The 23,172-nt window shown below is 67.7% G+C and carries 24 protein-coding genes; 16 read left to right on the top strand and 8 right to left on the bottom strand.

All coding sequences use genetic code 11. The annotated features are described in order from the left end of the window. Positions 1-39: 39 nt before the first annotated feature. Both ACXJKM_RS24820 and ACXJKM_RS24815 read right to left on the bottom strand, forming a co-directional pair. Positions 40-1,053, bottom strand: a complete 1,014-nt coding sequence (locus tag ACXJKM_RS24820) for a 2-dehydropantoate 2-reductase (RefSeq protein WP_457355906.1) — start codon at positions 1,051-1,053, stop codon at positions 40-42. Between the two features lie 12 nt (positions 1,054-1,065). Then, entirely contained in the window at positions 1,066-1,605 is a 540-nt protein-coding gene (locus tag ACXJKM_RS24815) for an Mpo1 family 2-hydroxy fatty acid dioxygenase (RefSeq protein ID WP_056195208.1), read from the bottom strand. A 103-nt stretch (positions 1,606-1,708) separates the two neighbouring features. Between ACXJKM_RS24815 and ACXJKM_RS24810 the strand changes: the two genes are divergently transcribed. Further along, positions 1,709-2,314, top strand: a complete 606-nt coding sequence (locus ACXJKM_RS24810; protein WP_235531909.1) for a YceI family protein — start codon at positions 1,709-1,711, stop codon at positions 2,312-2,314. On the opposite strand, the gene ACXJKM_RS24805 is transcribed toward ACXJKM_RS24810, so the two are convergent. From ACXJKM_RS24805 to moaA, 3 genes are read right to left on the bottom strand one after another with little or no spacing between them, the layout of a single operon-like run. Beyond that, positions 2,300-2,800, bottom strand: a complete 501-nt coding sequence (locus tag ACXJKM_RS24805) for a GNAT family N-acetyltransferase (RefSeq protein ID WP_056195214.1) — start codon at positions 2,798-2,800, stop codon at positions 2,300-2,302. The genes ACXJKM_RS24810 and ACXJKM_RS24805 overlap by 15 nt on opposite strands. A 16-nt stretch (positions 2,801-2,816) precedes the next feature. Then, entirely contained in the window at positions 2,817-3,377 is a 561-nt protein-coding gene (mobA, locus tag ACXJKM_RS24800) for a molybdenum cofactor guanylyltransferase MobA (RefSeq protein ID WP_457355905.1), read from the bottom strand. Beyond that, positions 3,370-4,479, bottom strand: a complete 1,110-nt coding sequence (gene moaA / locus ACXJKM_RS24795) for a GTP 3',8-cyclase MoaA (protein ID WP_457355904.1) — start codon at positions 4,477-4,479, stop codon at positions 3,370-3,372. Before moaA ends, mobA begins: the two co-directional genes overlap by 8 nt. 72 nt (positions 4,480-4,551) lie before the next feature. On the opposite strand from moaA, the gene ACXJKM_RS24790 reads away from it, so the two are divergent. From ACXJKM_RS24790 to ACXJKM_RS24730, 13 genes are all read left to right on the top strand, one after another. Then, positions 4,552-5,493 (top strand): carbohydrate kinase family protein, encoded by a 942-nt coding sequence (locus ACXJKM_RS24790; protein WP_457355903.1) that lies wholly within the window; start codon positions 4,552-4,554, stop codon positions 5,491-5,493. A gap of 74 nt (positions 5,494-5,567) precedes the next feature. Next, positions 5,568-6,371: an enoyl-CoA hydratase-related protein gene (locus ACXJKM_RS24785; protein ID WP_457355902.1), complete on the top strand. Its 804-nt coding sequence runs from the start codon at positions 5,568-5,570 to the stop codon at positions 6,369-6,371. Continuing rightward, positions 6,371-6,799, top strand: coding sequence for a hydroxyphenylacetyl-CoA thioesterase PaaI (paaI, locus tag ACXJKM_RS24780; protein WP_457355901.1), 429 nt, complete (start codon positions 6,371-6,373; stop codon positions 6,797-6,799). The genes ACXJKM_RS24785 and paaI overlap by 1 nt, the downstream gene beginning before the upstream one ends. After that, positions 6,796-8,094 (top strand): phenylacetate--CoA ligase PaaK, encoded by a 1,299-nt coding sequence (paaK, locus tag ACXJKM_RS24775; protein WP_457355900.1) that lies wholly within the window; start codon positions 6,796-6,798, stop codon positions 8,092-8,094. The genes paaI and paaK overlap by 4 nt, the downstream gene beginning before the upstream one ends. A 10-nt stretch (positions 8,095-8,104) precedes the next feature. Then, positions 8,105-9,109 carry a 1,2-phenylacetyl-CoA epoxidase subunit PaaA gene (gene paaA / locus ACXJKM_RS24770; protein WP_457355899.1) on the top strand — a complete coding sequence of 335 codons (1,005 nt, stop codon included), beginning with the start codon at positions 8,105-8,107 and terminating at the stop codon, positions 9,107-9,109. Beyond that, positions 9,109-9,402: a 1,2-phenylacetyl-CoA epoxidase subunit PaaB gene (gene paaB, locus ACXJKM_RS24765; RefSeq protein WP_310268486.1), complete on the top strand. Its 294-nt coding sequence runs from the start codon at positions 9,109-9,111 to the stop codon at positions 9,400-9,402. Before paaA ends, paaB begins: the two co-directional genes overlap by 1 nt. Further along, positions 9,402-10,166: a 1,2-phenylacetyl-CoA epoxidase subunit PaaC gene (gene paaC / locus ACXJKM_RS24760; RefSeq protein ID WP_457355898.1), complete on the top strand. Its 765-nt coding sequence runs from the start codon at positions 9,402-9,404 to the stop codon at positions 10,164-10,166. The genes paaB and paaC overlap by 1 nt, the downstream gene beginning before the upstream one ends. Further along, a complete protein-coding gene (paaD, locus tag ACXJKM_RS24755; protein ID WP_457355897.1) occupies positions 10,163-10,813 on the top strand; it encodes a 1,2-phenylacetyl-CoA epoxidase subunit PaaD in 651 nt (216 codons plus the stop codon). The genes paaC and paaD overlap by 4 nt, the downstream gene beginning before the upstream one ends. An 82-nt stretch (positions 10,814-10,895) precedes the next feature. Next, complete coding sequence (paaE, locus tag ACXJKM_RS24750; protein WP_457355896.1) at positions 10,896-11,957, top strand: 1,2-phenylacetyl-CoA epoxidase subunit PaaE; 1,062 nt, start codon at positions 10,896-10,898, stop codon at positions 11,955-11,957. Next, a complete protein-coding gene (locus ACXJKM_RS24745; protein ID WP_457355895.1) occupies positions 11,957-12,574 on the top strand; it encodes a TetR/AcrR family transcriptional regulator in 618 nt (205 codons plus the stop codon). Before paaE ends, ACXJKM_RS24745 begins: the two co-directional genes overlap by 1 nt. A 29-nt stretch (positions 12,575-12,603) precedes the next feature. Then, the gene (locus ACXJKM_RS24740) at positions 12,604-13,749 is read left to right on the top strand and encodes an ABC transporter substrate-binding protein (protein ID WP_457355894.1); all 1,146 of its coding nucleotides are present in this window, start codon (positions 12,604-12,606) and stop codon (positions 13,747-13,749) included. Next, the gene (paaZ, locus tag ACXJKM_RS24735) at positions 13,746-15,788 is read left to right on the top strand and encodes a phenylacetic acid degradation bifunctional protein PaaZ (protein WP_457355893.1); all 2,043 of its coding nucleotides are present in this window, start codon (positions 13,746-13,748) and stop codon (positions 15,786-15,788) included. Before ACXJKM_RS24740 ends, paaZ begins: the two co-directional genes overlap by 4 nt. 26 nt (positions 15,789-15,814) lie before the next feature. Next, on the top strand, positions 15,815-16,111 hold the full coding sequence (locus ACXJKM_RS24730; protein ID WP_457355892.1) for an MmcQ/YjbR family DNA-binding protein: 297 nt from the start codon (positions 15,815-15,817) through the stop codon (positions 16,109-16,111). Here ACXJKM_RS24730 and ACXJKM_RS24725 read toward each other — a convergent pair. Then, positions 16,101-16,814 (bottom strand): C40 family peptidase, encoded by a 714-nt coding sequence (locus ACXJKM_RS24725; protein ID WP_457355891.1) that lies wholly within the window; start codon positions 16,812-16,814, stop codon positions 16,101-16,103. The two genes, ACXJKM_RS24730 and ACXJKM_RS24725, sit on opposite strands and share 11 nt — an antisense overlap. A 243-nt stretch (positions 16,815-17,057) precedes the next feature. Here ACXJKM_RS24725 and ACXJKM_RS24720 point away from each other — a divergent pair, with 243 nt between their 5' ends. After that, positions 17,058-18,950 carry a propionate--CoA ligase gene (locus tag ACXJKM_RS24720; protein WP_457355890.1) on the top strand — a complete coding sequence of 631 codons (1,893 nt, stop codon included), beginning with the start codon at positions 17,058-17,060 and terminating at the stop codon, positions 18,948-18,950. A gap of 65 nt (positions 18,951-19,015) precedes the next feature. Next, complete coding sequence (locus ACXJKM_RS24715; RefSeq protein ID WP_457355889.1) at positions 19,016-20,986, top strand: M3 family metallopeptidase; 1,971 nt, start codon at positions 19,016-19,018, stop codon at positions 20,984-20,986. A gap of 233 nt (positions 20,987-21,219) precedes the next feature. Here the strand turns inward: ACXJKM_RS24715 and ACXJKM_RS24710 are convergent, their stop codons facing one another. Together ACXJKM_RS24710 and argH are read right to left on the bottom strand one after the other, a co-directional pair. Beyond that, positions 21,220-21,693, bottom strand: coding sequence for a hemerythrin domain-containing protein (locus ACXJKM_RS24710; protein ID WP_457355888.1), 474 nt, complete (start codon positions 21,691-21,693; stop codon positions 21,220-21,222). Continuing rightward, positions 21,690-23,087, bottom strand: a complete 1,398-nt coding sequence (gene argH, locus ACXJKM_RS24705) for an argininosuccinate lyase (protein ID WP_457355887.1) — start codon at positions 23,085-23,087, stop codon at positions 21,690-21,692. The genes ACXJKM_RS24710 and argH overlap by 4 nt, the downstream gene beginning before the upstream one ends. Positions 23,088-23,172: the final 85 nt, after the last annotated feature.

Raw genomic sequence — 23,172 nt, 5'->3', positions numbered from 1 at the left:
CATCCGCCGCCACGCGCTGGCAGACGGAGATGGATCAATTCAGGACAAACCTAGAGCGCTCAGCAGCTCGGCCGGTGTGTACGGCCGGCGGCGCTTGGGCCAGGACTCGACGAGGTTCAGCATGCGCGCACTCAGCGGTGCGCTGCGTCCCTGGCTGCGCGCCAGGCGGACGATCTCGCCGCACAGCGCGTCGATCTCCGTCGTGCGGCCCTGGGTCAGGTCGTCGGCCATGCTGGAGCGGGCCTTGGCATCAATGTGCAGCATGCGCGCGGCGGCCAGGCGGAAGATGAAGGTCGGCATGCGCAGCAGCGTGATCAGCCGGCGTGGCGGCAGTGGCGTGAGCTGGGCGACCGGGCGCTGCGCGGCGTTCAGCAGGTTGAGGGCTTCCTCCTGCAGCGCCGCCAACACGCGGCGGTAGCCGCGCTCCAGCAACTCGTCGCGCAGCGGCCGGCCGGACAAAGCATTGACGGGGTTGTTCAGGTTCAGCAGCAGCTTGCCCCATTGCACCGGCGCCAAGTCCGCATACAGCTCCAACCCCATGCCCATGCGGGCTAGGGCCGTCTGCCAGGCGGCAAGAGCCAGATCTTCGGCCGAGCCCTCGGCCGCGAGCGACCCACCGGTGCCACGGTGGTAGCGGCCGGGTCCGATCTCGGCGATGTTGTAGGGCACCATGCCCGCATGCCAGTGCAGTTGCGGCGCGGCCCCGCGGGCGGTGTCGGCATTGGCGATGCCGTTCTGCAGGCTGACGACGGGCGTGCCCAGCGGCAGCGTCAGGCCCACGGCCGTGGCGGCTTCGGCGGTGGCGCCAGACTTCACGCACAGCAGCACCAGGTCGGGCTTGAGGCCGGCGGGCGGTTCCTCGTGCAGGCGCAGGTCGAGTGCTGGGATGTGGCGGTCCAGGCCGTCCTGGTCGGTCAGGCGCAGGCCGTGCTTGCGCAGGTTGGCCAGTACGCGCGGGCGGCCGACGAAGTGGACCGGCACGCCGGCCAGTTGGGTCAGGCCGCCGACAAAGCAGCCGACGGAGCCGGCGCCCATGACGAGAACGCCGGTCATGGGTTCAGCGGATCAGACGGGGTGAGCCAGGTCGCGCAGATGCGTCGGCCCCACGCGGCGTTCGATCTCGGCCAACAGCGCACGGCCCCAGCCCAGCATGAACATGCCCTCGCCGACGACGAACATCGGGCCGACGAGCAGGCCGACGAGGTCGTCGACAAAGGCGGGCTTCTTGCCTTCGTAATAGTGGCCAATGAACTGGAACACCCAGCCGACGACGAAACTGCCGACACCGATGACCAGCCAGCTCGTCATCGAACCCTGGGCCGCGATCATCGCCAGTGCCGTCAGCATGCCGTTGACGACCGTGGTGGCCACGCCGAGTGCCAGGTTGCCGCGGGTCAGGTACCAGAGCGCGCTGAGGGCCCACAGCACGATGGCCGCATTCATCGGCGCGTCGCCCACTGAGAACTCGGCGCGTGCCAGCAGCACGCTGATGGCGAAGACGATGAGGGGAATGCCGACGAAATGGGTCGCGATGTTGCGGCGGTCGCGGTGATAGGCGGCGTATTGCGCCATCAGGTCGAGGGCGGGGCGGAACAGGCTGGCCATGGGCAGGCTCCGTTGAGGAGGATGGTGGCTATGCTAGTCCAGCACGGCGCAGCATCGTTGTGCGCCGGCTTACAAAATCCCTCGGAGAACCCCTGAGTTGAGTGTGCAAACGACACCGAAGCGCCGTCTGTTACTGATGGCGACGCTGGCCGCGCTGGCTGGTTGCGCCAGCCCGCCGCCCGCCCGCGTGACGGCGGAGGCCACCGGAAACGAGCTGCGCATCCTCGTCTTTCGCGGCGGCACGGCGGCGCGCCTGGGCCACAACCACGTGCTGCGAACCGGTGACTTGCGCGTGGACTGGCCGGCGGCCGGACCGATGCTGAGCTTCCGGCTGGACGCGCTGGAGATTGACCCGCAGGCCTTGCGTGAACGCCTGGGGCCGGCCTTTGCCAGCACCGTTGACAACGAGGCGCGCGCCGGCACGCGCGCCAATCTGCTGAAGGCGCTGGATGCGGCGGCCCACCCGGAGGTCGTCGTGCGCACGCTGCAGCTGCTCGGCGAGGGCGGCCAGCGCGTCGTCGAGGCGGAGATCACCCTGCATGGCGCGACGCGCAGGCAGTGGTTCGTCGTCGAGATCGCAGCCAAGCGTGCGCGCGGCGAGGTGGTCATCCGGCAGAGCGACTTCGGCATCCAGCCGTTCACCGTGCTGGGCGGGCTGCTGGCGGTGCAGGACGCGCTGGTGGTGCAGTTCGAGCTAGTCGAGCCGTAAAACCATCAAGTCCTTGGCCAGCCTGCGCCCGTCGGGCAGGCGTATCGCGTCCGGCAAACATCCATAGCGCACGAAGCCCTGGCTCTCGTAGAGGCCGATGGCACCGCGGTTGGTGGACGTCACGCTCAGCGTGACCTGGGCCAGGCCGGGCGTGGCCTTGAGCTTGGCGATGGCCGCGATGAGCAGGGTCCGACCGATGCCGCGACCGCGATGGGTGTCGGACACCATCATGCCGATCAGGTGGGCGATGTGCTGCACCTTCACACGCGGTTCGCGTTCGCAGGTCAGCGCGCCGACGAGGCGGGCGTCGTCCAGCGCCACCAGCGTGAACAACGTGCCGCCCTTGCTGCCGCCGGCCAGGCGGTTGCGGTAGCTGGACAGGTCGCGCTGGCCTTCGGTCTCGGCGTCTGACGTGAAGGCCTCGGGGTGGCCGGCCAGCATGGCGTCGCGCAGCGCCTTGTAGGCGAGCAGGTCGGGCTCGAGCATGGGACGGATATGGGCCTCAGTCATGCAGATCGGTGAGGTGGTTCAAGTTGGCGAAGGCGGTTTCGTCGTCGAAGTGTGCGATGCCATGGGGCCGGCCGCTCATCCAGCCGAGCACGGCCCGACCAGCGGCGTCGAGATGGGCTCTCAACGGTTCGCGCAGTCGGGCATGCAGCAGCGCATGGGTCGGGTGTTCGCGCCCGGCCTGGGCGAAGGCGAGGCCATGGGGCTTCGCGACGGCCAGCAGGCGCCGGGCCAGATCCAGCGGCAGGTGAGGGCAGTCGCAAGGCGCGGTCAGCAGCCAGGCGTCGTCGGGGAGGGCGGCGAGGCCGGCCAACATGCCGGCCAGCGGGCCGGCGAACTCAAGCCCAGGCGGGTCAGGCAGCACTTCGTGGCCCAAGGCGCGGTAGCTGTCCAGGTTGCGGTTGGCGCTGATCAGCACATGGCGCGCCTGCGGTGCCAGGCGCTCGATGACGTGACTGACGAGCGGGCGGCCGTGCAACAGCTGCAAGCCCTTGTCCGCACCGCCCATGCGCGAGCCGCGCCCGCCGGCCAGAACGAGGGCGTGAAGCTCATCCACCGATGTAATGCATCTCGACGCGGCGTTCGCCATCAGGCGTCGGATCGCCCTGGCCGCGCAGTTGGGAGTAGCGGTCCACACGGCCGCTCCAGACGCCGGCGATGGCGCTCATCAGCTGCCCATCGTCCACCGGCTCGCCCCGCAGCAAACCGCGCAGGTCATGCCCGCGATGGGCGAACAGGCAGGTGTAGAGCCGGCCTTCGGTCGACAGCCGGGCGCGGTTGCAGTCGCCGCAGAAGGCCTGGGTCACGCTGGAGATGAAGCCAATCTCGCCGGCGCCGTCGGCATAGGCCCAGCGCTCGGCCGTCTCGCCTGGAGCGCTGTGCGACAGCGGCGTGATGGGGAACTCCGCCGCGATGCGCCGCTGCACCTCGCTACTGGGCAGCACCTGGTCCATGCGCCAGCCGTTGGTGGCGCCGACGTCCATGTATTCGATGAAGCGCAGCACGATGCCGCTATGCCTGAAGTGGCGCGCCATCGCCAGGATCTGGTCGTCGTTGACGCCGTGCTGCACGACCATGTTGACCTTGATCGGCCCTAGGCCCACGGCCTGCGCCGCGTGGATGCCGGCCAGCACGTCCGCCACGGGAAAGCCGACGTCGTTCATGCGCTGGAAGACGGCGTCGTCCAGCCCGTCCAGGCTGACGGTCAGGCGCTTCAGCCCGGCGGCCCGCAAACTGGCCGCCTTTTTCACCAGCGTCGAGCCGTTGGTGGTCAGCGTCAGGTCCAGCTCGCGGCCATCGGGCGTGCGCAGCTGGGCCAGCATCCCGATCAGGGTTTCGAGGTGGCGGCGCAGCGTCGGTTCGCCGCCGGTGATGCGCAGTTTTTCGACGCCCAGGCCAACGAAGACCCGGGCCAGCCGCTCGATCTCCTCAAAACTGAGGAGATCGGCATGGGGCAGGAATTCATGGTGTTTGTCAAAAACCTGCTTCGGCATGCAGTAGCCGCAGCGGAAATTGCAGCGGTCCGTGACCGAGATGCGCAGGTCACGCAGCGGCCGGCCTAGCACGTCGGCCAGTGGGAGACCGGTCTGGCTGGCCAAGGCCGGCGGCTCGACGCGCAGCGAGCGGGCGTCGTGCAGGGGAATCACGCGGGCGGTCATGCCGGGATTGTGTCAGCGGGCGAATCTCCTGGCACTTGCGGCGGTTGCCCGGGCGCGTTTGAATCGGCACGAATGGCCGAGATCCTTCACCCCGACCTGCCGCAGTTCATTGCGTTTGGCGAAGCGCTGACCGATCTGATCCGCATCGGGCCGGACCGCTGGCGCAGCGCCTGCGGCGGTTCGCCCTGGAATGTGGCGGTTGCGATGTCGACGCTGGGCCAGCTGAGTGCCTTTGCCGGTGCCATCAGCCAGGACCCTTTCGGTGCCGAGATCTGGCAGTGCAGCCAGGAGGCCAACCTGGACATGCGCTTCATTCAGCAGTTGGCACGGCCGCCGCTGCTGGCTGTGGTGCACGAGGTCGACCCGCCGCGCTATTTCTTCATCGGCCACGACAGCGCCGACCTGCATTTCCGCCCCGAAGGCCTGCCCATGGGCTGGACGCGTGGGCTGCGCTGGGCCCATTTCGGCAGCCTGGGCCTGGTGCGCCAGCCGCTGGCGGGGCGGCTGCTGTCACTGGCTGAGGCGCTGAAGAGCGAGGGTCGTCTCATCAGCTACGACCCCAACTTCCGCGCGCCGCCGATGGACGCGAGCTACGACGACACGCTGGAGCAGATGTGCCGGCTGGCCGATGTCATCAAGGTGTCCGACGAGGACCTGCGCGGGTTGTTCCGCGTGCCTGACTACCGCTCGGGCCTGGCCCAGATCGCCGCTTGGAACCCTGGTGCCTGGCTGCTGCTGACGCGCGGCGAGGTGGGGGCGACGCTGTATCACGGTGTCGAGGAGGCCACGGGCCGGCCGCCGCGAGTGGACGTGGTGGACACCGTTGGCGCCGGCGATTCGGCCCTGGCCGGCCTGCTGGACAGCCTGATGCGCAACGCCGGTGCGCCAGCCGGGCATCACCTGCGGTGGGCTCTGGCAGCCGGGGCTGCCGCCTGCACGGTGCCCGGTTTTGCGCCGCCGCGGCCAGCCCTGGTTACTGCGCTCGCGGACCGCGTTGAGATCGCCAAAGACTAGGGTTTTCCCTGGCGCTACTTGATCCCAATCCCGTAGGCTCCTACGATTAACCGACCGGTCGGTAGAGAAATTCCATGTCCGAACACCTGATCCAGATCGAACAGCATGGCGGTGTGCGCCTGCTGCGCCTGAACCGCCCCGAGGCGCTCAATGCCTTCACTGCGGCCATGCTGGGCCAGCTCCGCCAGGCACTCGAAGCGGCGGCCGAGGACAGCGCCACGCGCTGCGTGCTGATCACCGGCGCCGGCCGCGCCTTCAGCGCCGGCCAGGATCTGGCCGATCCGCATGTGGCGCCCAGCCGCGAGCCCGGTGCGGCTCCGAAGGACATCGGCCACATGCTGGACCATTACTACATCCCGCTGGCGCTGCGGCTGCGCAGCATGCCGGTGCCGGTGGTGGCCGCCGTCAACGGCGTTGCGGCCGGCGCTGGCGCCAACATGGCCTTCGGCTGCGACCTCGTGCTGGCGGCCGAGAGCGCCAGCTTCCTGCAGGCCTTCTCCAAGATCGGGCTCCTCCCGGATTGCGGTGGTACCTGGCTGCTGCCGCGGCTGGTGGGCCGTGCCAAGGCGCTGGAGCTGGCGTTGCTGGGCGACAAGCTCAAGGCGGTGGACGCCGAGCGGCTGGGTTTGATCTCGCGCGTGGTGCCCGACGCCGAACTGCAGGACACCGCCATGGCCATCGCGCAGAAGCTGGCCGGCATGCCGACCCGTGCGCTGGTCGAGACGCGCCGCGCGCTGGATGAAGCGCTGAAGCTCGACTTCGAACCCGCCCTCAAACGCGAGGCCGCGTTGCAGAGCCAACTCGGCTTTGCCTACGACTACCAGGAAGGCGTGGCGGCGTTCATGGACAAGCGCAAGCCCGAGTTCAAGGACCGTTGATGGATGCGCAAGCGACCGCCGAGAAGGTTCGCGACGTGATGCTCGCGGACGATGCTGCGACCCGGATGCTCGGCATGCAGATCGTTCAGGTCGCGCCGGGTCGTGCCGTCGCGACGATGACCGTGCGTGCCGACATGCTCAACGGCTTTGCCATCTGCCACGGCGGCCTGATCGCGACGCTCGCGGACTCCGCCTTTGCCTTTGCCTGCAACAGCCGCAATGCGCTGACGGTGGCCTCCGGCTTTGGCATCGATATCCTGAAGTCGGCCAGGCTCGGCGATGTGCTGACCGCCACCACCGAGGAAACATCGCTGGCCGGCCGCACGGGGCTTTACGACATCACCGTGAAGAACCAGGACGGTGATCTCATCGCCGTGTTCCGTGGCCGCTCATACCGGTTGGGCGACAGAAAGGTGTTCGAAGCATGACGGTCAAAGGTCCGCGCCCCGGAGAGCTCGAAGCCATCGAAACCGCCAGCCGCGACGAGCTGCAGGCCCTGCAGCTCGAACGCCTGCGCTGGAGCCTGCAGCACGCCTACGACAACGTGCCGCACTACAAGGCCAAGTTCGACGAGGCAGGCGTGCACCCGTCCGACCTCAAGACGCTGGCCGACCTGGCGAAGTTCCCGTTCACGACCAAGCACGACCTGCGCGCGAGCTATCCCTTCGGCATGTTCGCGATGCCGCGCCAGCAACTGGCTCGCATCCACGCCTCGTCCGGCACCACGGGCAAGCCGACGGTCGTCGGCTACACGCTGAAGGACATCGACAACTGGGCCAACCTCGTCGCGCGCTCCATCCGCGCCGCGGGTGGCCGCGCAGGCGATCTGGTGCATGTGGCCTATGGCTACGGCCTGTTCACCGGCGGCCTCGGCGCTCACTACGGCGCCGAGCGGCTGGGCTGCACGGTCATCCCGATGAGCGGTGGCCAGACCGAGAAGCAGGTGCAGCTGATCACCGACTTCAAGCCTGACATCATCATGGTGACCCCCAGCTATATGCAGGTGCTGGTGGAGGAGTTCAGCCGCCAGGGGCTGGACGCACGCGAGTCGTCGCTGAAGGTCGGCATCTTCGGCGCCGAGCCCTGGACCGAGGCGATGCGCCGCGACATCGAGGCCAGCGCCGGTATCGATGCGGTGGACATCTACGGCCTGTCCGAAGTGATGGGCCCGGGCGTGGCCAGCGAGTGCATCGAGAGCAAGGACGGGCCGGTCATCTGGGAAGACCATTTCTACCCCGAGATCATCGACCCCGAGACGGGCGAGGTGCTGCCCGATGGGTCCGAAGGCGAACTGGTGTTCACGTCGCTGACCAAGGAAGCGATGCCCGTCATCCGCTACCGCACGCGCGACCTGACGCGCCTGCTGCCACCCACCTCGCGCAGCATGCGCCGCATGGGCAAGATCGTCGGCCGCAGTGACGACATGCTGATCATCCGCGGCGTCAACCTGTTCCCGACCCAGGTCGAGGAGCTGGTGCTGCAGGAGAAGGGCCTGGGCGGGCAGTACCAGTTGGTCGTCAGCCGTGACGGGCATCTGGACGAACTCGTCGTCCGTTGTGAGCTGGCACTCGGCGCCATGGACGACGGCATCGGACGGCGCCTGTCCGAGCGCATCAAGAACCTGATCGGCGTGACCGCCACGGTGCAGGTCGAACCGAACAACTCCATCGAGCGCACGCTGGTCGGCAAGGCCCGGCGCGTCGTGGATCAACGCAAGAAGTAAGGAGCGAGCGATGTACACGCAAGCGATGGACCTGATGGCCCGCGAGGCCAAGCCGAAGGTCGTGAAGAGCGCCGAAGACCTGCAGCGCGAGGAAGCGTTTGAAGCCCGCATCGACGCTGGCGAATTCATCGAAGCCAAGGACTGGATGCCCGAGCACTACCGCAAGACGCTGGTGCGCCAGATCAGCCAGCACGCGCACAGCGAGATCGTCGGCATGCTGCCCGAGGGCAACTGGATCACGCGCGCGCCGACGCTCAAGCGCAAGGCGATTCTTCTGGCCAAGGTGCAGGACGAGGGCGGCCATGGTCTCTACCTCTACGCCGCCGCCGAGACCCTGGGCACCAGCCGCGACGAGATGACCGAGGCGCTGCTGTCGGGCAAGGCCAAGTACAGCTCCATCTTCAACTACCCGACGCTGACCTGGGCCGACATCGGCGTCATCGGCTGGCTGGTGGACGGCGCGGCCATCATGAACCAGGTGCCGCTGTGCCGCTGCTCCTATGCGCCGTATGCGCGGGCCATGATCCGCGTCTGCCGCGAGGAGAGTTTTCATCAGCGCCAGGGCTACGAGAGCCTGCTGACCATGATGACCCACGGCAGCGCCGCGCAGAAAGCCATGGTGCAGGACGCCGTGAACCGCTGGTGGTGGCCGTCGCTGATGATGTTCGGCCCGGCCGACAAGGACTCGCCCAACTCCGAGCAGAGCATGCGCTGGGGCATCAAGCGCGTCACCAACGACCAGCTGCGACAGAAGTTCGTCGACGCGACCATCCCACAGGCCGACATCCTCGGCGTGACCGTGCCGGACCCGGCGCTGAAGTGGAATGCCGAACGCGACGCGTATGACTTCGGCGAGATCGACTGGGCCGAGTTCTGGCGCGTCGTCGGCGGCGAAGGCCCCTGCAACCGTGAGCGCCTGGCCGCCCGCAACAAGGCCTGGGACGACGGCGCCTGGGTGCGCGACGCCGCACTGGCGCATGCCCGCAAGCAAGCCGTTAAACAAGAGGCAGCGTGATGAGCAATCCGAAAAACGAATGGCCGCTATGGGAAGTGTTTGTCCGCAACAAGGCGGGCCTGGACCACAAGCATTGCGGCAGCCTGCATGCGCCCGACTCGGCCATGGCCATCCAGATGGCGCGCGACGTCTACACGCGCCGCCAGGAAGGCACCAGCATCTGGGTCGTGCGCTCCGAGCAGATCGTCGCCAGCGACCCGGCCGAGAAGGGCAGCCTGTTCGACCCGGCCGACGACAAGGTCTACCGCCACCCCACGTTCTATGAGCTTCCCGATGAGCTCAACCACATGTGATGGACGCCAAGACCACCTACGTCCTGCGCCTGGCGGACACCTGCCTCATCCACAGCCAGCGCCTGTCCGAATGGGCCGGCCACGCGCCGGTGCTGGAGGAAGACCTGGCCTTGCCCAATATCGCGCTGGACCTGCTGGGCCAGGCGCGTGCGCTGCTGACGCATGTCGGCAAGCTCGAAGGCGCCGGCCGTGATGAAGACCAATTGGCCTTCCTGCGCGAGGAGCGCGATTACCGCAACGTCATCCTCGTCGAGCTGCCGAATGCGGCGGCGAGCCCGAGCGATGGCGGGGGCGGGCGGGACTTCGCGCTGACCGTGCTGCGCAACACGGCCATGGCGATCTGGCTGGAGCTGCTGTACGGGCGCCTGCAGACGAGCCTGGACGCCGAACTGGCCGGCATTGCCGCCAAGTCGATCAAGGAAGTGCGTTACCACCGCCAGCACTCAGGCGACTGGGTGGTGCGCCTGGGCGACGGCACGGAGGATTCCAAGGCGCGCATGCAGGCGGCGCTGAATGTGCTGTGGCCGTACTTCAACGAACTGTTCGCCGCCGATGGTGTCGACGGCGTCGGCCCCGCATGGAACGAGCTGGAGCCTGAATGGCGCGCCCGCTGGGCCACGCTGATGGCCGAAGCCACGCTCACGCTGCCGCGCGAAAGCGCGATGCAGCCGCGTGGCATTGACGGCATCCACAGCGAACACATGGGCCACATGCTGGCGACGATGCAGCACCTGCAGCGCATGTATCCCGGAGGCGTGTGGTGAATCAAGGAGCCTGGAAGGCGGCGTCCACGGCCCGCGCTGCGTATCCGCAGCCCTCCGGGGTGGGCCTGCAAGAGGCCGTTGGCGGCGTTGCGCCGCTTGCCCGGGCTGACGGCCCGGGCTGCGCATCGCGCCTTGCCACCGACCCCTTGCCGGCCCACCGCGTGCCATGCCCGCCACCTTCCAGGCTCCTGGCCGCCCGCGCCAAGCTCAACGCCGTGCCCGACCCCGAGATCCCGGCGGTCAGTCTGGTGGAGCTGGGCATCGTGCGCGAGCTGCGCGAGACGGCGTCGGGCGTCGAGGTGGTGCTGACGCCGACCTACAGCGGCTGCCCGGCGACCGAACTGATCGCCGACGACGTGCGTGCGGCGCTGGCTGAGTTTGGTGACGTGACCGTCACGATGCAGCGTGCGCCGGCGTGGAGCACCGACTGGATCACGCCCGAGGGCCGCGAGAAGCTGCAGCAATACGGCATCGTGCCGCCGCAGTGCAGTGGCGAGCAAGCCATCCGCATCGTGCCGCGCCTGCGCTGCCCGCGTTGCGACAGCGGCCGCACGGAACAACTCTCCCGCTTCGGCTCCACCGCATGCAAGTCCACGTGGCGCTGCATCGAGTGCCTTGAACCCTTCGAATACTTCAAGCCGATCTAGAACATGACGCCCCCACGTTCACTTCGTTCACTGCCCCCCGAGGGGGCGCCAGTGCCCTTCGGGCGGCCGGGCGGGCACTGAGATGGCCCTCCATTTCCACCCCCTGCGTGTGACCTCCGTCGAGCGCGACACCGATGACGCGATGGTCGTCGGCTTCGAAGCACCCGCTGACGGCTTCGGTTTCGAGCCCGGCCAGTACCTGACGCTGCGCGCCAGCGTCGGCGGCCAGGAGCTGCGCCGCAGCTACTCCATCTGCTCCGACCGCCGCCTGCAGGTCGGTATCCGCCGCGTCGATGGCGGCGCCTTCTCCAGCTGGGTGCATGAGCAGCTCAAGGCCGGCGACGTCATCGAGTCCTACCCGCCGCAAGGGCGCTTCTTGATGCCAGCAGCACAGGCCGAGGGGCGCCATGTGCTCTTCATCGCCGGCGGCTCGGGCATCACGCCCATCATCGCCATCCTGACGGCGCTGCTGGAGCGCGAGCCGAATGCCCGCGCGACGCTGATCTATTCGAACCGTCGCACCGCGTCGACGATGTTCAAGGAAGAACTCGAAGACCTGAAGAACCGCTTCATGACGCGGCTGTCGCTGCACCTGGTCTTCAGCCGCGAGGTGGTCGATGCGCCGCTGTACGGCGGTCGCCTGGATGCCGGCAAGCTCAGCGCCTTCCTCGCCGGCCCGGTGCCGGCGGCGAGCATTGACGAAGTCTTCGTCTGCGGCCCCTTCGAGATGAATGACCAGGCCGAGGCTGCGCTGGTCGGCTCGGGCATCCCGGCCGAGCGCATCCACGTCGAGCGCTTCGGCACGCCGGAGACGCTATCCGGCAAACCCGTGCCCCACGAGGTCAAGCCTGGCGACGCGCCCCAGGCCCGCGTGACCGTCATCCGCGACGGCCTGTCGCGCGAGATCGAGTTCCATTCCAGCGACCCCAGCCTGCTCGACGCCGCTGCGCGCGAAGGCATGGATGTGCCGTTCTCGTGCAAGAGCGGCGTCTGCTCCACCTGCCGCTGCAAGCTCATCGAGGGCGAGGTGCGCATGGACAAGAACTTCGCGCTGGACAAGGCCGAGGTCGCCGCCGGCTTCATCCTGAGCTGCCAGGCCCATCCGTTGACGGAGCGGGTCGTGATTTCCTTCGACGAACGCTGATGGCACGCAAACGCGCCCCCGGCTTCGAAGCCCAACGCGAGGACATCCTCGCCGCCGCCGCCCGCCTGTTTGCCGAGCAGGGCTTCAGCGCCACGTCGATGAACCAGGTCGCCGAGGCCTGCGGCGTCGCCAAGCCGACCCTGTACCACTACTTCCAGGACAAGCAGGAGCTGCTGGCCCAGATCTGCGACAGCCATGTGCATGCGCTGCTGGCCCTGGTCGAAGAGGTCAAGTCCCGGCAGCTGACGCCCGACGCGCAGCTGCGCGCCCTCATCGAGCGCTTCACGCGTTCCTATGCCGACGCCCAGGCCCAGCACCGCGTGCTGACCAGCGAGATCAAGTTCCTGGCCGATGCCGAGCGCGAGCGCCTGCTCGACGTGGAGCGCCGCGTCGTCAGCGAGTTCGCGGCGGCCGTCTGCCAGGTACGTCCCGAACTGCGCGACGCCAACCTGCACAAGCCGCTGACCATGCTGCTTTTTGGCATGATCAACTGGACCTTCACCTGGCTGCGGCCCGACGGCGAGCTCTCGCACGAGGCGCTCGCCACTCTGGTCAGTGACCTGTTCTTTGGCGGCCTCGGTGCAGTGCAGCTGCGCCAGGCCGCCCTCATTCCATAAACCCGATGACATCCCGAGGAGACGACCCCATGAAGCCATACAAGCAACTCGCCCTGGCCCTGGCCGCCACGCTGAGCCTGGCGGCCCAGGCTGACATCACCGTCGGCGTCACGTTGTCGGCCACCGGCCCGGCGGCCTCGCTCGGGATCCCGGAGAAGAACACCGTCGCCCTGATGCCGACCACCATCGGCGGCCAGAAGGTCAACTACATCGTGCTGGACGACGCCTCCGACACGACGACGGCCGTCGCCAACACGCGCAAGCTCATCACCGACAGCAAGGTCGACATCGTCATCGGCTCCACCGTCACGCCCAACTCGCTGGCGATGATCGATGCGGTGTCAGAAGCGCAGACGCCGATGATCTCGATGGCCGCTTCGGCACGCATCGTCGAGCCTGTCGACGCGAAAAAGCGCTGGGTCTTCAAGACGCCGCAGAACGACATCATGATGGCGCTGGCCATCGTGACCCACATGGTCGACAACGGCATCAAGACGGCCGGCTTCATCGGCTTTGCCGACGCCTATGGTGAAGGCTGGTGGGGCGAGTTCAACAAGATCGCTGCGACGAAGAAGCTCAACGTCGTCGCGAGCGAACGCTACAACCGCACGGACACGTCGGTCACCGGCCAGGTGCTCAAGCTGGTAGCCGCCAAGCCCGACGCCATCCTGATCGCCGGCTCGGGCACGCCCGCCGCGCTGCCGCAGAAGGCGCTCAGGGAGCGCGGCTATGCCGGCAAGATCTATCAGACCCATGGCATCGCCAACAACGACTTCCTGCGCGTCGGCGGCAAGGACGTCGAAGGCACGCTGCTGCCCGCTGGCCCGGTGCTCGTCGCGGCCCAGCTGCCGGCCGACCACCCGGTGAAGAAGAGCGCCCAGGACTACATTGCCAAGTACGAGGCCGCCCACGGCAAGGGCTCGGTCTCGACCTTCGGCGGTCATGCCTGGGACGCCGGCCTGCTGCTCGCCGCCGCCGCGCCCGAGGCGCTGAAGAAGGCCCAGCCCGGCACGCCGGCCTTCCGCGCCGCGCTGCGCGATGCGCTGGAAAACGTGAAGAACCTGGCCGGCGCGCATGGCGTCTACAACATGTCGTCAGGTGACCACCTGGGCCTGGACCAGCGCGCCCGCGTGATGGTGCAGATCGAGAACGGCGCTTGGAAACTCATCAAGTGAGCACGCTTCAAAGTTACATTGCCGGCCACTGGGTCGGCGAACGAGCGGCCAAGCCCCTGGCCAGTGCGATCAACGGCCGCGTGGTTGCGCATACGCACGAGGAGGGCCTGGACTTTGCCGAGGCCATGGCCTTCGCGCGTGGCACGGCGCTGCCCAGCCTGCTGCGCACCCATTTCCAGGACCGCGCCCGCGTGCTGAAGGCGCTGGCCGCCTACCTGATGGAACGCAAGGAAGAGCTGTACGCCATCAGCGCCCACACCGGCGCGACGCGCAGCGACTCCTGGATCGACATCGAGGGCGGCATCGGCACCTTGTTTGCCTACGCCTCCATCGGCGGCAAGGACCTGCCAAGCAGCAATGTGCTGCACGAAGGCCCGGCCATGCGCCTGGGTGCCAACAACCACTTCATCGGCAGCCATGTGATGGTGCCCAAGCGGGGCGTGGCCCTGCACATCAACGCCTTCAACTTCCCGATGTGGGGGATGCTGGAGAAGTTTGCACCGAGCTTCCTGGCCGGCATGCCCTGCCTGGTCAAGCCTGCCACGGCCACCAGCTATGTGGCCGAGGCCTGCGTGCGCCTCATCGTCGAGTCGGGCCTCGTGCCGGCCGGCGCGCTGCAGCTCATCATTGGCGGCACGGGTGATCTGTTCGAGCGCCTGGACGAGGCCGACGTGGTCACCTTCACCGGCAGCGCCGACACCGCGCTGATGCTGAAGGCCCACCCGAACCTGCTGAAGAAGAGCATCCCCTTCAACGCCGAGGCCGACAGCCTGAACTGCGCCATCCTCGCGCCCGACGTGACGCCGGATGACCCGGAGTTCGACCTCTTCATCAAGGAGGTGGCGCGCGAGATGACGGCCAAGGCCGGCCAGAAGTGCACGGCCATCCGCCGCACCATCGTGCCCGCCAACCGCCTCGATGCGGTGGCCACTGCACTGAAGGCGCGCTTGTCCAAGACGGTGGTGGGTGACCCGGCTGTCGAAGGCGTGCGCATGGGTGCGCTGGCCAGCAAGGCGCAGCAGGCCGACGTGGCCGAACGCGTGGCCCAACTGGCCAAGAACTGCGAGCTGCTGCTGTCCGGGCGCGACGGTTTTGCGCCCAAGGGCGAAGGTGTCAGCGACGGCGCGTTCTTCGCCCCGACGCTGCTGCTGGCCCGCGACTCGGCTGCGAGCGACGCCCACCACCTGGAAGCCTTCGGCCCGGTGACGACGCTGCTGCCCTATGGCGATTTCGAGGAGGCCCTGCACCTGGCGACGCTGGGCCGCGGCAGCCTCGTCGGCACCATCTGCACGAAGACGCCGGCACTCGCTGCGCAAGCTGTGCCGACCTTTGCAGCCTGGCATGGCCGCATGCTGGTGCTGGACCGCGAAGCCGCGCTGGAGAACACCGGCCATGGTTCGCCGCTGCCCAAGCTCAAGCACGGCGGCCCCGGCCGCGCGGGCGGCGGCGAGGAACTGGGCGGCCTGCGCGCCGTGAAGCACTACCTGCAGCGCTGCGCCGTGCAGGGCTCGCCGACGATGATCTCGGCTATCACCGGTGAGTACCAGCGCGGCGGCACCGTCACTGAAAGCGACATCCATCCCTTCCGTCGCTACTTCGAGGACGTCGAGGTGGGCATGAGCCTGCTGACCCACCGCCGCACGGTGGGCGAGGCCGACATCGTCGCCTTCGGTGGCCTGTCGGGCGACTACTTCTACATGCACTTCGACGAGGTCGCCGCGAAGGAATCGCCCTTCGGCCAGCGCATTGCCCACGGCTACTTCGTGCTGTCGGCCGCGGCAGGGCTGTTCGTCAGCCCGGCGCCAGGCCCGGTGCTCGCGAACTACGGCTTGGAGAATCTGCGCTTCGTCACGCCCGTGGCGATCGGCGACACCATCCAGGCACGCCTGACCGCCAAGCGCAAGATCGACCGCCCGCCGCGCGACGACCAGCCCGCGCAAGGCGTCATCGGCTGGGATGTGGCCGTGACCAACCAGCGCGATGAGCTGTGCGCGAGCTACGAGATCCTGACGCTGGTGGCCAAGCGCATCGCGGGATGAACGCAGCGCAGGCCCGAGCAATCGCCTTGGGCCTGCCCGGTGCGGTCGAAACGCCTCATCACGAACTGACGTCCTTCCGGCTGCCAGGCGCGAAGGGCAAGATCTTCGCGACGATGACGCCCGACGGCGCGGAGCTGCGCGTCTTCATCAAGGACGAGGATTCGCGCGATGCGTGGATCGATCGTGAGGCCGGCGTCGTTGAGCCGCTGTTCTGGGGCGCCAGACGCTGCGGCGTGAAGCTGCTGCTCGCGAAAGCCAAGCTGGGCTGCGTCAAGGAGTTGCTCTCGCAGTCCTGGCGCGAGAACGGCGGAGTCAGCGCGTGACCGGGCCTTCGCCGGCTGCCGCCTTCAGGTCTGCGCGGCGTGCGCCCGTGAAGCGCTTGGCCCAGTAGGAATCGCGCATGTCTTCCACCCGCACGGCGCTGCCGGTGCGCGGGGCGTGGATGAACTTGCCTTCGCCGACATAGATGCCCACATGGCTGAAGGTGCGCTTCATCGTGTTGAAGAACACCAGGTCGCCAGGCTTGAGTTCGTTCTGGTGGATGGGCAGCAGGCTGCTGTCCTTGGCCTGTTCGTCGGCGCGGCGCGGCAGCACCAGGCCCACGCTCATCTCGAAGATGTGGCGGGTGAAGCCGCTGCAGTCAAAGCCGTTCTCGACCGAATTGCCGCCGCGCGTGTAGCGCACGCCGAGGAAGTTCATGGCCGACAGCACCAGGTCGGACGCGGTGTCGCGCACGCTGGCCAGCAGGCGAGATGACCCGCCCGATTCAGCGCTGGCCAGCAGGCCGCGTTCGCTGAGGAAGCGGCTGACGGCATCCTGGGCCGTTGCGGGCTTGGTGGCGCCTGCCGGCTGGGTGTTGGCCTTGTCCGTGGCGGCCTGCTGCTGCAGGCTCTGGCCGTAGGCTCCCGTCATCGTGCCTGGTGGCGGCGTGACTGTCGCGGCCTGGGCCACGCCTTGCGCATGCGCAGCAAAGCTGGCGGCCAGGAGGCCGGCAACAGCGATGCGGTTCAGCAGGGCAGCAGACAAGGGCATTCAGGAAGAGAGAAACCGGGGCGGACCGTGGGCGGTCGCGATAGCGGAGTGGGACAGCGGCGCGGAGGTTAGGGGGGCACCCTGGCACCGTCAATCGAAGCGGACGTAAAGCGCGCGATTTTCAGGGCAAACCCCGGCTTGGCCGACGGTGAACCCCGTAAAAACCCTGCAATTCATCACGCCAAGGTGTTGCGAAAGGTCAGATTGCCGTCAGTGCCCCGGATTCACACTCCCCGCATGACCAAGTCCTATGCCGAATTCCACAGACGCTCGTTGAGCGAGCGCGACGCCTTCTGGGCCGAGCAGGCCAGGCGCATTGATTGGCAGACGCCACCGCAGCAAATCTGTGATGCAAGCAACCCACCGTTCGCACGTTGGTTCGTTGGTGGCACGACCAATCTCTGCCACAACGCGGTGGATCGGCATGCCGCCACGCGGCCCGACGACCGCGCGCTGATTTGGGTGTCGACCGAAGTCGGGCAGGAAAAGGTCTACAGCTTTGCCGAACTGCAGGCTGAGGTCGAGGTGATGGCCGCCATGCTGGTCGCGCAGGGGGTGGGCTCCGGCGACCGCGTGCTGATCTACATGCCCATGATTCCGGAGGCCGCGTTCGCGATGCTGGCCTGTGCGCGCATCGGCGCCATCCATTCGGTCGTGTTCGGGGGCTTCGCATCGGTCAGCCTGGCCAGCCGCATCGAGGACGCGACGCCGAAACTCATCGTCAGCGCCGACGCGGGCAGCCGCGCCGGCAGGCGCATCGCCTACAAGCCGCTGCTCGACGAGGCGGTTCAGTTGTCCGCGCACAAGCCCGCCGCGGTGGTGATGGTGGACCGCGGCCTGGTGCCTTTCGAGCTGGTGGCTGGCCGCGACCTGGACTACGCCGCGCTGCGCCGCCAACATGCCGACGCCTGCGTGCCCTGCGTCTGGCTCGAGTCCAACACACCAAGCTATACCCTCTACACCAGCGGCACGACAGGCAGGCCCAAGGGCGTGCAGCGGGACGTCGGCGGCCATGCGGTCGCGCTGGCCACCAGCATGGACTGGATCTTCGGCGGCAAGCCGGGCGAGACTTATTTCTCCACCAGCGACATCGGCTGGGTCGTGGGCCACAGCTATATCGTCTACGGCCCGCTGATYGCCGGCATGGCGACGCTGATGTACGAGGGCACGCCGGTCAACCCTGACGCAGCCGTGCTGTGGAGCCTGGTCGAGAAATACAAGGTGACCGTCATGTTCAGCGCGCCGACGGCGGTGCGCGTGCTGAAGAAGCATGATGCCGCGCTACTCAAGCGCCATGACCTGTCGTCGCTGCGGGCGCTTTTCCTGGCCGGTGAACCGCTGGACGAGCCCACGGCGAGCTGGATTGCCGACGGGCTTGGCGTCCCGATCATCGACAACTACTGGCAGACCGAGACCGGCTGGCCGCTGCTGACGGTGGCCCACCATATTCCCGGTGTCGAAGCCGTGCCGACGCGCCTGGGCTCGCCCGGCGTGCCGATGTATGGCTATGACGTGAAGCTGCTCGACGAGAACACCGGCGCCGAGCTCACCGAGCCCAACCAGAAGGGCGTGCTCGTCATCGAACATCCGCTGCCGCCGGGCACGTTGCAGACGGTCTGGGGCGACGACGCGCGCTTCGTCAACACCTAYTGGAAGAGCGTGCCGGGCCGCGAGGTGTACTCCACCTTCGACTGGGGCCTGCGCGATGCCGACGGCTACACCTTCATCCTCGGCCGCACGGACGACGTCATCAATGTGGCCGGCCACCGCCTGGGTACGCGTGAGATCGAGGAATGCATTTCGGGCCACAAGGCGGTGGCCGAGGTCGCCGTCGTCGGTGTGGCCGATCAGCTCAAGGGCCAGGTCGCCATCGCCTTCGTGGTGTTGCGCGATCCCGGCCAAGCCTCGCTCGCGCTGGAGGGCGAGGTCATGAAGCATGTCGACGCCCAGCTGGGTGCGGTGGCGCGGCCGGCGCGCGTCTACTTCGTGACGCTGCTGCCCAAGACGCGATCGGGCAAGCTGCTGCGCCGCGCGCTGCAGGCCGTGGCCGAGGGACGTGATCCGGGCGACCTGACGACGCTGGACGATCCGAGCGCATTGATCCAAGTAAAAACCCTGCTCCAGAAATAGGGGAGTGCCGAACGGCTGAGGCCGTTCCGGCAAAGAGAATCGCGCCCTTCCCACAAGGAGACGCGATGAAACCCGTCCTGACCACGCTCGCCACCCTGGCGCTGATCGCCACCGCGCACGCTCAACCCAAGCTGCCGGCCCCCAATTTCCCGACCTTCGGCAGCGTTGCCGATGTGCAGGCCCGCTGCGACACCGGTCTCAAGAGCGCCAAGCAGCGCGTTGCGCAACTGGAGAAGCGCAAGGTCGACGCCGGCTGGCTGGCCGCCTATGACGACCTGACCGTCTATCTGGAGGACAACCAAGGCCCCGATGACTTTGTCCTCAACGTCCATCCGACCAAGGCCGTGCGCGACGCCGCCCAGGCCTGCTCGCTGCGCTGGGCCGACTTCGGCTCCAGCTTCGGCCAGAACGAGAAGGTCTACCGCGCGCTGCAGAAGGCGCCCAAGAAGGACGCCGTCGATGCCGAGCTGGTGCGCCTGGCCTCGGGCCAGTTCGAGGACAGCGGCGTGGCCCTGCCCAAGGCCAAGCGCGAGCGCGCCAAGCAGATCCTGGACAAGCTGACCGAACTGGACCAGCAGTTCAACAAGAAGATCCGCGACGCCGGCACCCGCGTAGCCTTCACCGAGGCCGAACTCAAGGGTGTGCCGGCCAGCGTCTGGGAAAAGGCCAAGCGCGACGAGCAGGGCCGCATCCTGCTGGGTGTGGACTACCCGAGCTACGTGCCGGTCATGCGCAGCGCCGAGAGCGGCGAGGCGCGCCAGCGCATGTGGCTGGCCAAGGTCAACGAGGGCGGCCAGGGCAACCTTGACCTGCTGGCGCAGATCGTCACGCTGCGCGGCGAGTACGCCAAGCTGTTCGGCTTCGACAACTATGTCGACTTCAACCTGCGCCGCCAGATGGCCAAGGATGGCGCGACGGCGACGCGCTTCCTCGACTCCGTGACCGGTGCCGTCAACGCCCGTGAGAACACGGAGCTGCAGGAGCTGCGTGCCGACAAGGCCAAGCACCTGGGCACGCCGCTGGAGCAGACCAAGGTCGAGCGCTGGGACGCGACCTTCTACAGCGAGCGCGTCAAGCTGCAGAAGTTCAGCGTCGATCAGAACGCCTTCCGCCCCTACTTCCCGCCCCAGGCCAGCCTGGAGTTCTCGATGCACATCATCGAGAAATTGATGGGCGTGAAGTACCAGCGCATCGACAACAAGCTCTGGCAGGACGAGGCCCAGACCTATGTCGTCAGCGACGCCGCTTCGGGCAAGCCCATCGCGCAGCTCTACGTCGACCTCTACCCGCGCGACGGCAAGTACAACCACGCGGCCGTCTGGCCGCTGCGCGGCAGCGCGACGCGCATTGGCCGCACGCCGGTGGCGGCGCTCGTCGTCAACTTCGACCGCAACGGCCTGACGCTGGACGAGGTCGAGACCCTGCTGCACGAGCTGGGCCATGCGGTGCATGTGAACCTGTCCAACACGCGCTATGCGGCTACCGCGGGCACCAGCGTCATGCATGACTTCGTCGAGGCGCCGTCGCAGATGCTGGAGGACTGGGTCTATGACAAGAAGGTGCTCAAGCTGATGCAGGAGGTCTGCCCGACCTGCAAGCCTGTGCCGGACGTGATGGTGGACCAGGCCGAGGCCGCCAAGCACTACGGCAAGGGTGGCCAGTTCGGCCGCCAGCATCTGTATGCCAGCTACGACATCACGCTGCACCAGCAAGCCAAGCCCGAACCCATGCCGCTGTGGGCCAAGATGGAAGGCGCCACGCCGTTGGGCCACGTGCAGGGCACGATGTTCCCGGCCGGCTTTGCCCATATCGCCGGCAGCTATGGCGCCGGGTACTACGGCTATTTGTGGAGCCTGGTCGTCGCCATGGACCTGCGCACGGCGTTTGCGGCCGACAAGCTGAGCCCCGAAGTCGGCAAGCGCTACCGCGACCTGGTGCTGGGCCAGGGCGCACAGAAGCCGGCGCCGGAGCTGGTCAAGGACTTCCTCGGCCGCGAGTCCAACTCGCAGGCGTTTTTCGACTATCTGAAGAAGTAAAGGGAGCCTGGGCAGCCGCGGTAGCAGCCCGCGCTGAGACGAGTTGCGGCCAACGCTTGGACGCTGTCAGCGAATCAGGATGCGCAACTCGTTTCAGCCCTTCGGGTTGCGCCTGGCCGCGACGCAGGCTGCGTTGCTCGATCCTCGTGGGCGCGAGCCCACGTCGTCCTCGCGCCTTGCCTGCGCCGCGGCCAGGCCCAACGCGGGCCACTCCCACAGCCGCCCAGGCCCCCTCAGGCGCAGCCGCCCGAGCCACAGCTATGGCTCGCGGCCGCTTCGGCGGCTTCGCGGCATTCCCCTGTTGCCGGATCGAAGCCGCGCTGCGCCATCGTGAAGACCAGGGCCGCATCCATCATCTCGGCATGCTGCGGGAACCAGCCGGCCAGCTCCGTGCGCAGGATGTTCAGCGGTTCGCGGTCGTCCAGCTCATTGGCATAGCGCAGCGCCTCGCGCATCACGTTCAGCACCATGGCGTGCTGGCTGGCATGGCAGTTCTGCGCCTCGAAGCCGCAGCGCGCCATCCAGTCCTCCTCCATCGCGAAGTGAGCCTCGGTGTGAGCCAACAGCGCGTGGTAGGCGGGCAGGGCGTCGATGCCGGCGTCCAGCGCAGCGCCGAAGGCGTTCAGCAGGCCGACGAACTCTTCGTGGGTGGTGTCCAGCGTCGACTGGTTCAGGACCAGCTTTTCATTCCAGGCCAGTGTGCTCATGCGAGACGGGCGCGATGGCGGGCCACCTGGGCGCGCACCTGGGCCGGTGCGGTTCCACCGAGCACATTGCGCGCGTTCAGCGAACCTTCCAGCGACAGCACCTCGAACACATCGGCTTCGATGCGCGCGTCGAAGGCCTTCAGCTCGTCCAGCGACAGCGCGGCCAGGTCCACGCCCTTGGCCGTCGCCGTCTTGACGGCATGGGCGACCACCTCGTGCGCATCGCGGAAGGCCACGCCCTTCTTGACGAGGTAGTCGGCCAGGTCGGTCGCGGTCGCATGGCCCTTCAGCGCCGCGGCGCGCATGGCCTCGGGTTTGACGGTCAGGCCGGCCAGCATGTCGGCAAAGATGCGCAGCGTGTCCTTCAAGGTGTCCACCGTGTCGAACAAGGGCTCCTTGTCCTCCTGGTTGTCCTTGTTGTAGGCCAGCGGCTGGCCCTTCATCAGCGTGACGAGGCCGACGAGGTGGCCGACCACGCGGCCCGTCTTGCCGCGCGCCAGTTCGGGCACGTCGGGGTTCTTCTTCTGCGGCATGATCGACGAGCCGGTGCAGAAGGCGTCGGGCAGGGCGATGAAGCCGAAGTTCTGGCTCATCCACAGGATCAGCTCCTCGGACAGCCGCGAGATGTGCAGCATCACCAGCGTGGCGGCCGACGAGAACTCGATCGCGAAGTCACGGTCGCTCACCGCGTCCAGGCTGTTCTGGCACACGCCCTCCATGCCCAGCGTCTTCGCGACGCGCTCGCGGTCCAGCGGGTAGCTGGTGCCGGCCAGTGCCGCGGCGCCCAGCGGCAGGCGGTTGACGCGCTTGCGGGTGTCGAGCATGCGTTCGGCATCGCGGGCAAACATCTCCACATAGGCCAGCAGGTGGTGGCCGAAGCTGACCGGCTGCGCCACCTGCAGGTGCGTGAAGCCGGGCAGGATCACATCGGCATGCTCGCTGGCCTTTTCCACCATCACGGTCTGCAGAGCCTTGAGCAGGCCGCTGATCTCGTCGATCTCGCCGCGCAGCCACAGGCGCACGTCGGTCGCGACCTGGTCGTTGCGGCTGCGGCCGGTGTGCAGKCGCTTGCCGGCAWYGCCGACGCGCTCGGTCAGSCGCGCCTCGATGTTGAGGTGCACGTCCTCSAGGTCCAGCTTCCACTCGAACTGGCCGGCCTCGATCTCGGCGGCAATCTCGCCCAGGCCTCGCTGGATGGCCGCATGGTCCTCAGCATTGAGGATGCCTTGCGCCGCCAGCATCTCGGCATGAGCGAGGCTGCCGGCGATGTCGGCCCGCCACAGGCGCTGGTCGAAGCCGACGCTGGCCGTGTAGCGCTTGACCAGATCGCTCATCGGCTCTGAGAAGAGGGCGGACCAGGCTTGGGACTTATTCGCGAGTTGGTTGTCTGACATGACTGAGATGAGGCGGGCGGCGGAATTCAGCGCGCAAAATGCAGGCGCAGCCCGGGATTATCGAACGCCAACAAATCCGAGCCCC

The sequence above is a fragment of the Roseateles sp. P5_D6 genome, assembly GCF_054049415.1.
The sequence above is the reverse complement of the archived record's forward strand: the minus strand, read 5'-3'. Positions and strand labels throughout refer to the sequence as shown.